This is a genomic window from Oleiphilus sp. HI0128 (genome assembly GCF_001635365.1).
The window spans coordinates 1-283 of sequence record NZ_LWGG01000721.1; the positions used below are offsets into that span (position 1 = coordinate 1).

Consider the following 283-nt stretch of genomic DNA (forward strand, 5'->3'; position numbering starts at 1 on the left):
CGCGTTTATCTGTTTTCACGCGTTGTCCGGGTTTCTTTGGAATCAGTGATGGCGCAACAACATAGCAACAATGGCCTAAGCTTGTCAGCAATCGATAAATCCAGTAGCCACAGGGGCCTGCTTCATAAACAAAATGCAGGGTAGCCTGCGGGTATTTGCTTTCAAACTGTCTCGCCATCTTGGTAAGTGATACTTTGGCTGAAGAAACTCTTCCAAGGTGTTTTACTTCTGAGCCTCGTTGATCTTCGCAATATGCGACTTCGGTGAACTCCTTATGGGTGTC

Annotated in this window: 1 pseudogene; it reads right to left on the reverse strand. The window is 46.6% G+C overall.

From position 1 onward, the window contains the following. Nucleotides 1-283: pseudogene (locus tag A3763_RS08840) on the reverse strand (IS110 family transposase); the annotation flags it as partial.